This window comes from Steroidobacter sp. (assembly GCF_016790065.1).
In the GTDB taxonomy this organism is placed as follows: domain Bacteria; phylum Pseudomonadota; class Gammaproteobacteria; order Steroidobacterales; family Steroidobacteraceae; genus Steroidobacter.
This window is the reverse complement of sequence record NZ_JAEUPY010000155.1, coordinates 1-2,669: the sequence shown is the minus strand read 5'-3', so window position 1 is coordinate 2,669 and position 2,669 is coordinate 1. Positions and strand designations below refer to the sequence as shown.

Below are 2,669 nucleotides of genomic sequence, written 5' to 3'. Positions count from 1 at the left end.
TGCCGCGCGAAATGCTCCGGCGCGGCGCCGGCCGGCACCGGCATTTCCCGCACCTCGCCCGGCACGGACAGGAACAAGCGGTTGGCATAATGAAAGATTCGGAGCGCGCCGCGTGTGCCATGCACTCGAAGGAAACTGGCGCCCGGCGTCCAGGCACCCACCGCGCCGACGAAACCTTGGCCGTGAACCCAACCGTGGCCGTGGCTGAACAGGCCTTCCCAAGGCAGGTCCGAGCTGACCGTTGATTCGTCATAAGTCAGCATGCCGAGCGCGCCACATTCGTGCTCCAGCAACGCGAACTCCGGCTCCATGGCCCGCCCGGTGTAATTGCCTCTGCCCAGCACCCGCTTGATCGGGCTGCCCAGCAGCCAGGGAAACACATCGAGCAAATGTACGCCGTGATCGAACAGCCCGAAGCCGCCACCGCCCGGCGTGCCCTCCGGGTAATGGGCAGCCGACATCGGCGCAAACTTGTCGGCGCCCGCCCCGACCACACCGCGTTCTTCGATCAAACGCACTTTGCCGATGACGCCGCTGGCGATCAGCTCGCGAGCCTGGATCACCGCCGGCAAGTAACGATACGAAGAGCCATACATGAACTGCACGCCATGGCGTTCGCAGACCTGTTTCATGGCGACCGCGTCTTCGACTCGATTGGCGATGGGCTTTTCGCAAAGAATATGCACGCCGGCGGCCGCCAGCATCTCGGTGAGCGATCTGTGCGACGCCACCGTGGACAGCACGCACGCGATCCGCGGGCGCACTTTTTTGAGCATTTCGAAACAGTCCGAAAAGCCGGGAGCCCCAATACTCTCGGACACTTGCCGCACCCGGTCGGCGCGGGGGTCGACGACGGCGACGATCTCGATTTCGGGTAGGTCGCGATACGCCGCGAGGTGGGAATCCGCCACGGCGCCGAGCCCAACGATAGCAACTGAAACTCTCATTGCGGCGAGGTTGCGGCAGCCGCGGTAAGCGGACATCCCGCCTACGGTAAAAGATATTTTCAAACCCGCGCCGCTGTGCTCAGATGGCGCGCCTCCTCAACGACGCCACCCTCAACAACGAGTTAGTGCATGACTTCGCAAGCCACCGGCCTTCGTAAACAAATAACAGCGGTGTTGACGCTCGGGTGCGCCCTGCTCGCCGTCACCGTATCCAGTAGCGCCTGGGCGCAACGCGTGGACTCGACCGTCGCCATCGGCCAGAGCAACCATGTCTGGTCCAAGACCCTGCAAGAAGAACGTCACATCCTGGTGTCGCTGCCCCAGCGCTATGCACAGAGCAACGAACGTTACCCGGTGTTGTATCTGCTGGACGCCGAAACCCAGTTCCATCACACCACCGGCATCGTGCAATTCCTGGCCAGCAACGGCCGCATTCCGGAAATGATCGTGATCGCGGTGGCCAACACCAATCGGGTGCGCGATCTGACGCCGCCCAGCACCACCGCGAAACTGAAGAAGGACGCTCCGGACGCCGGCGGCGCCGACAAGTTCCTGACCTTCCTGGCCGATGAATTGGCGCCGTGGGTGAACGCCAACTATCGCACCGAGCCGTACCGCATCCTGGCCGGCCATTCGCTCGGCGGTTTGTTCGCCGTGCATACACTGATCCACCGCCCGGATACGTTCCAGGCCTATCTCGCGGTCAGCCCGTCGTTGTGGTGGGACGAGCGAGCCAGTGTGCAAGACGCCAAGGCGCGCATGGCCGCCATCCCGGCCGGCAATCGTTACCTGCGACTCACCTGGGGCGACAACGAGAATGTGATCCGGGACTCCACCGCCGAGCTGATCGAATGGCTCAATAAGAATCCGACGCCGGGCGTGCAATGGACGCAGCGCTACTACGCCGGTGACGATCACGGCACCACGCCGCACCGTAGTCACTATGACGGCCTAGAGGAGCTATTCGCGAAATGGCGGCCGGTGTTCGAGATCGACGACGTCAAACAGAATTGGGATCTGGCCGCCGTCGAAGCTCACTACGCCAAGCTGTCTCAGCAGTATGGCTACAAGATCAAGCCCGCCGCCGAGGCCATCGACACCATCGCCAGTCAGATGGAAGAGCGGAAAGAATACGCCGCCGCATTGGAACTGCGTCGGCGTAACTTGCGTGATTATCCTTGGCTGGCCGACGTGCACGCTCAGCTGGGCAACACCCTGGTGCACCTCAACCGTTTGGAAGAGGCGCGCCGAGAGTACGACCAAGCTTTGCAGCTGCAGCTCGAACTGGACAACACCTACGGCGATCCGATCGAGGGCTACCGTCGCAATCTGAAAAAGATCAGCGACGCCGGCAAACGCTGAGTCTTATTGAGCGCTGCGGATCCAATCCTTCTCGTACAGTCGACCGTTCATCACCACACTGTCGATGGCTCGCACGTTAGCGATGTCCGCGAGAGGATTGCGATCCAGCAGCACCAGGTCCGCCAGCTTGCCGGGGCGGACACTGCCGAAATCCTGCTGCCGTCCCATGTAACGAGCAGGCGTCACGGTCGCCGCTCGCAGTGCTTGCAGCGGCGTCAGTCCGCCTTTGACCAGCCAGCCCAGCTCGTCGAGCAAGCTCGAACCCGGGAAACAATAACTATCGCCGGCATCGGTGCCGGCCAGAATGTTGACTCCGGCGCGCTGCGCCTGACCGGTCACTTCCAAACCCTTCTCAAAGAA

3 protein-coding genes are annotated in these 2,669 nt (G+C 62.4%); 1 reads left to right on the top strand and 2 read right to left on the bottom strand.

Annotated elements, in window-relative coordinates; genetic code table 11:
- On the bottom strand, positions 1–947 hold a 947-nt coding region (locus JNL55_RS06560), incomplete at its 3' end, for a Gfo/Idh/MocA family protein (RefSeq protein ID WP_293850978.1).
- 129 nt (positions 948–1,076) lie between these two features.
- On the opposite strand from JNL55_RS06560, the gene JNL55_RS06555 reads away from it, so the two are divergent.
- Positions 1,077–2,309 (top strand): alpha/beta hydrolase, encoded by a 1,233-nt coding sequence (locus JNL55_RS06555; protein ID WP_293850975.1) that lies wholly within the window; start codon positions 1,077–1,079, stop codon positions 2,307–2,309.
- Positions 2,310–2,312: 3 nt separating this feature from the next.
- Here the strand turns inward: JNL55_RS06555 and JNL55_RS06550 are convergent.
- On the bottom strand, positions 2,313–2,669 hold a 357-nt coding region (locus JNL55_RS06550; RefSeq protein WP_293850972.1), incomplete at its 5' end, for an amidohydrolase family protein.